Consider the following 4,931-nt stretch of genomic DNA (forward strand, 5'->3'; position numbering starts at 1 on the left):
CGGGGGCACGCCTCGGTGCAGTTGAAGGTGGTGCGGCAGCGCCACACGCCCTCTTTGTCGTTGAGGATGTCCAGACGCACGTCGCCGGCGTCGTCGCGCGAGTCGAAGATGAAGCGGTGCGCGTTCACGATCGCGGCGGGACCGAAGTACTGCCCGTCGGTCCAGAAAACGGGGCACGACGAGGTGCACGCGGCGCACAGGATGCACTTGGTGGTGTCGTCGAAGACCTCGCGGTCGACGATCGACTGCACGCGCTCCTTGCCCGCCTCGGGCTTGGAGTTCGAGATGAGGAACGGCTGGACCTCGCGGTAGGAGGCGAAGAACGGCTCCATGTCGACGATGAGGTCCTTCTCGAGCGGCAGGCCCTTGATCGCCTCGACGTAGATCGGCTGCGAGATGTCGAGATCCTTGATCAGCGTCTTGCAGGCCAGGCGGTTGCGGCCGTTGATGCGCATCGCGTCGGACCCGCAGATGCCGTGCGCGCACGAGCGGCGGAACGACAGCGAACCGTCGACCTCCCACTTGATCTTGTGCAGGGCGTCGAGCACGCGGTCGGTGGAGTACAGCTCCACGTCGTAGTCGACCCATCGGGGCTCGTCGTCGACCTCGGGATCGAAGCGGCGGATGTTGAAGGTGACGAGGAACGACTGGATGCCGGTGTCCTCAGGAGTCTGCTCGACCTCTTCCGAGGTGTCGACCTGCTCGATGACGGTGGATGCCATCTCAGTACTTCCTCTCCAGCGGCGGGTAGCGCAGCTCCCCGGCCTCGTTCTTGGTGAACACGACGGGTTTCCAACCGAGTTCGATGTGGTCGGCGGGGTGCGACGAGTGCGGGTCGCCCGACAGGTACGCCATGGTGTGCTGCATGTACTTCTCGTCGTCGCGCGTGGGGAAGTCGTCGCGCATGTGACCGCCACGGCTCTCTTCGCGGTTCTGCGCCGAGTAGACGACGACCTCGGCGAGGTCGAGCAGGAAGCCGAGCTCGACGGCCTCGAGCAGGTCGGTGTTGAAACGCTTGCCCTTGTCGTCGACGTGGATGTTCTTGTAGCGCTCGCGCAGGTCGGCGATGACGTCCAGGACCTTCGACAGCGACTCGTGCGTGCGGAAGACCTGCGCGCCCTTGTCCATCTCGTCCTGCAGGGTCTTGCGCAGCACCGCGATGCGCTCGGTGCCGGTGTTGTTGCGCAGGCTCTCGATGAGACCGCGCACCTCGGCGGCGGGGTCGTCGGGCAGGGGGACGAACTCGGCGGTCTTGACGTACTCGACCGCGTTGCGGCCGGCGCGCTTGCCGAAGACGTTGATGTCCAGCAGCGAGTTGGTGCCCAGCCGGTTCGAGCCGTGCACCGAGACGCACGCGCACTCGCCGGCGGCGTACAGGCCCGGGACGACGGTGTCGTTGTCGGCGAGCACCTCGGCCTTGATGTTGGTGGGGATGCCGCCCATCGCGTAGTGCGCGGTCGGCATGACCGGGACGGGCTCGACGACCGGGTCGACGCCCAGGTACGTGCGGGCGAACTCGGTGATGTCGGGGAGCTTGGTCTCGAGCACCTCGGCGCCCAGGTGCGTGCAGTCCAGCAGCACGTAGTCGCGGTGGGGGCCCGCGCCGCGGCCCTCGGCCACCTCTTGGACCATGCAGCGCGCGACGATGTCACGCGGGGCGAGGTCCTTGATGGTGGGGGCGTAGCGCTCCATGAACCGCTCGCCGCTCGCGTTGCGCAGGATCGCGCCCTCACCGCGGGCGCCCTCGGTGAGCAGGATGCCGAGGCCGGCCAGGCCGGTCGGGTGGAACTGGAAGAACTCCATGTCCTCGAGCGGCAGGCCCTTGCGCCAGACGATCCCGACGCCGTCGCCGGTGAGGGTGTGCGCGTTCGAGGTGGTCTTGAAGATCTTGCCGAAGCCGCCGGTCGCGAAAACGACGGCCTTGGACTGGAAGACGTGCAGCTCTCCCGTGGCGAGGTCGTAGGCGACGACGCCGGCGACCTGGGTCTTGCCCGCGGCGTCCTTCACCGTGATCAGGTCGAGCACGTAGAACTCGTTGAAGAAGTTGATGCCGAGCTTGACGCAGTTCTGGAACAGCGTCTGCAGGATCATGTGGCCGGTGCGGTCGGCGGCGTAGCACGCGCGTCGCACGGGCGTCTTGCCGTGGTCGGCCGTGTGGCCGCCGAAGCGACGCTGGTCGATCTTGCCCTCGGGCGTGCGGTTGAAGGGCAGACCCATGTTCTCGAGGTCGATGACGGCGTCGATGGCCTCTTTGGCGAGGATCTCGGCGGCATCCTGGTCGACGAGGTAGTCGCCGCCCTTGATGGTGTCGAAGGTGTGCCACTCCCAGGAGTCCTCTTCGACGTTGGCGAGGGCCGCGGCCATACCGCCCTGCGCCGCACCCGTGTGCGAGCGGGTGGGGTACAGCTTCGAGATGACGGCCGTCTTGGCGCCGGGCCCCGCCTCGATGGCGGCGCGCATGCCGGCACCGCCGGCGCCGACGATGACGACGTCGAACTGGTGGTAGTGGACGCCGTCCTTGACGATCGAGTCCGAGCTGGTCTGAGTGCTCACGTGTGCAATACCTCTGCTGTCAGGGGAAAGAAGGGATGCCGCCGGCTCACGCCGCCTGGCACACGTCCCACAGGGAGCTGCTCTCGGTCACGCCGAGGCAGGGGTCGAACGTGAAGACGACGAGCGTGCCGAGCAGGATCAGGAACCCGGCCGACACCCACAGCGACCCGACGAGGATCGTGCGGATCTTGGCGTTCGTGACGTAGTCGTTGACGATCGTGCGCATGCCGTTCGCGCCGTGGATCAGCGCGAGCCACAGCATGAGCACGTCCCACCACTGCCAGAACGGCGAGGCGAGCTTGCCCGCGACGAACGCGAAGTCGATCTGGTGGATGCCGTCGCCCGTCATCAGGTTGACGAACAGGTGGCCGAAGATCAGGACGATCAGCAGCACGCCGGAGGCGCGCATGTAGATCCAGCCCCACTTCTCGAGGTTGGAGCCCTTCTTGCGGACGCTGGGCGTGCGCGGAGCGGGGATCGTGGCGGCTTCTTGGGCGACGGACATCAGTGGCTCCCGGTGACGGCGCTGAAGACGTTGATCAGGTGGCGCGGGGTGAAGCCCGCCATGGTGACGACCCAGAGGCCGAGCACGCCCCACCACAGCTGACGCTGGTGGCGGGTGGCCCAGGGCCAGAAGTCGACCAGGATGATGCGCAGGCCGTTGAAGGCGTGGTAGGCGATCGCGCCGACCAGAGCGACCTCGCCGAGACCCATGACCGGGTTCTTGTACGTGCCGATGACGGCGTCGTACGCCTCGGGCGAGACGCGGATGAGTGCCGTGTCGAGGATGTGCACGAGCAGGAAGAAGAAGATCGCCACACCGGTGATGCGGTGCAGGACCCAGGACCACATCCCCTCGCGACCGCGGTAGAGAGTGCCGCGCGGCCTCTTCGACGTCGTTTCCTTCACCGACGGCGTGGCACGTGCTGGTGCTGACACGGTCGTCCTCCCTGATCGAACACGGTGTGGGGGCCCGCACAGGCCCCGAGCGTCACACGGGCGCTCCTGAATACTACGTCCGGCCTATGAACCGCGGGGATTAGGCCGTCCTAAGACTCTCTCGATATCGAGATATTTTCCGGGATGCCGCGCCCGTCGCGCGAGGACGGCCGATCGGGGCAGGAGTGGCGCGGGCAGTAGGGTCGGTGCCATGGCCGACCTCGCTATCGACGACTTCTACGCCGTGATCCCCGCCGGGGGCATCGGGAGCCGCCTCTGGCCGCTCTCGCGCGCCGACGCGCCCAAGTTCCTGCACGACCTGACCGGGTCGGGGCAGACGCTGCTGCGCGACACGTGGGACCGCCTCGCGCCGCTGTCGGGAGAGGACCGCATCGCGGTCGTCACCGGGCGCGCGCACCGCGCCGCGGTCGAGCGCGAGCTGCCGGGCGTCCCCGACCACAACGTCTTCCTCGAGTCCGAACCGCGCGACTCCTCGGCCGCCATCGGCCTCGCCGCCGCCATCCTGGTGCGTCGCGAGCCCGATGTGATCACCGGCTCGTTCGCCGCCGACCACGTCATCCGTCAGACCCGCCAGTTCGACTTCGCCGTGCGCCAGGCCGTCGCCGTCGCCCGTGCCGGGTACATCTGCACCATCGGCATCCAGCCCGCCGAGGCCTCGGTCGGCTTCGGGTACATCAAGCAGGCCGACGAGCTGATCGTCGACGGCGCCCCCGAGGCGTACATGGTCGAGCGCTTCGTCGAGAAGCCCGACCTCGAGACCGCGAAGCAGTACTTCGCGGACCGGTCGTACCTGTGGAACGCGGGCATGTTCATCACCCGTGCCGACGTGCTGCTGGCCGAGCTCGCCGTGAACGAGCCCGAGCTGCACGCCGGGCTCCTCGAGCTCGCCGCGGCGTGGGACGACCGCGACCGCCGCGGCCCCGCCGTCGACCGCATCTGGCCGGAGCTGAAGAAGATCGCGATCGACTACTCGGTCGCCGAGCCGGCCGCCGAGAAGGGCCGACTCGCGGTGATCCCCGGGCACTTCGACTGGGACGACGTCGGCGACTTCGCCAGCCTGTCCAAGCTCAACTCCTCGGGCGGGCGCAACGAGCTCGCGATCCTCGGCGAGGACGCGCGCGTGCTGTCGGACGCCTCGAGCGGCATCGTCGTCTCGCAGACCAAGCGCGTCATCAGCCTCATCGGCGTGCGCGACATCGTCGTGGTCGACACCCCGGACGCGCTGCTCGTCACGACGAGCGAGAACGCCCAGCGCGTCAAGGGCGTCGTCGACGCGCTCAAGCTCACCGGCCGCGGCGACGTCCTCTGACACCGGATGCCACACTCCGTGGCATCCAGTTCCGGTTCGGCCCGCGTGTGTGGCGGGCGCGTCACGCGAGATTGCGTCTTTGTAACCATTGGCGTGCACGGGGCCTCTC

General features: G+C 68.0%; 5 protein-coding genes. 1 reads left to right on the top strand and 4 read right to left on the bottom strand.

Annotated features, from left to right (window positions below):
- The 4 genes from DBR36_RS15570 to sdhC form a co-directional block, all read right to left on the bottom strand.
- A partial coding sequence (locus tag DBR36_RS15570) for a succinate dehydrogenase iron-sulfur subunit (protein ID WP_108320642.1) occupies positions 1-722 on the bottom strand: 722 nt, incomplete at its 3' end.
- Position 723: 1 nt separating this feature from the next.
- Positions 724-2,553 (bottom strand): succinate dehydrogenase flavoprotein subunit, encoded by a 1,830-nt coding sequence (sdhA, locus tag DBR36_RS15575; RefSeq protein WP_108320625.1) that lies wholly within the window; start codon positions 2,551-2,553, stop codon positions 724-726.
- 46 nt (positions 2,554-2,599) lie between these two features.
- A complete protein-coding gene (locus DBR36_RS15580) occupies positions 2,600-3,058 on the bottom strand; it encodes a succinate dehydrogenase hydrophobic membrane anchor subunit (RefSeq protein WP_108320626.1) in 459 nt (152 codons plus the stop codon).
- The gene (gene sdhC / locus DBR36_RS15585; protein WP_108320627.1) at positions 3,058-3,492 is read right to left on the bottom strand and encodes a succinate dehydrogenase, cytochrome b556 subunit; all 435 of its coding nucleotides are present in this window, start codon (positions 3,490-3,492) and stop codon (positions 3,058-3,060) included. Before sdhC ends, DBR36_RS15580 begins: the two co-directional genes overlap by 1 nt.
- A gap of 211 nt (positions 3,493-3,703) precedes the next feature.
- Here sdhC and DBR36_RS15590 point away from each other — a divergent pair, with 211 nt between their 5' ends.
- Positions 3,704-4,822: a mannose-1-phosphate guanylyltransferase gene (locus tag DBR36_RS15590; RefSeq protein WP_108320628.1), complete on the top strand. Its 1,119-nt coding sequence runs from the start codon at positions 3,704-3,706 to the stop codon at positions 4,820-4,822.
- Positions 4,823-4,931 lie beyond the last annotated feature (109 nt).

The organism is Microbacterium sp. HMWF026 (genome assembly GCF_003061325.1).
GTDB classification, from domain to species: domain Bacteria; phylum Actinomycetota; class Actinomycetes; order Actinomycetales; family Microbacteriaceae; genus Microbacterium; species Microbacterium testaceum_E.

Bases quoted from the DNA above. Each gene is read 5' to 3' on its own strand.
- DBR36_RS15580 (WP_108320626.1), bottom strand. From the start codon at position 3,058: ATGTCCGTCGCCCAAGAAGCCGCCACGATCCCCGCTCCGCGCACGCCC.
- DBR36_RS15590 (WP_108320628.1), top strand. From the start codon at position 3,704: ATGGCCGACCTCGCTATCGACGACTTCTACGCCGTGATCCCCGCCGGG.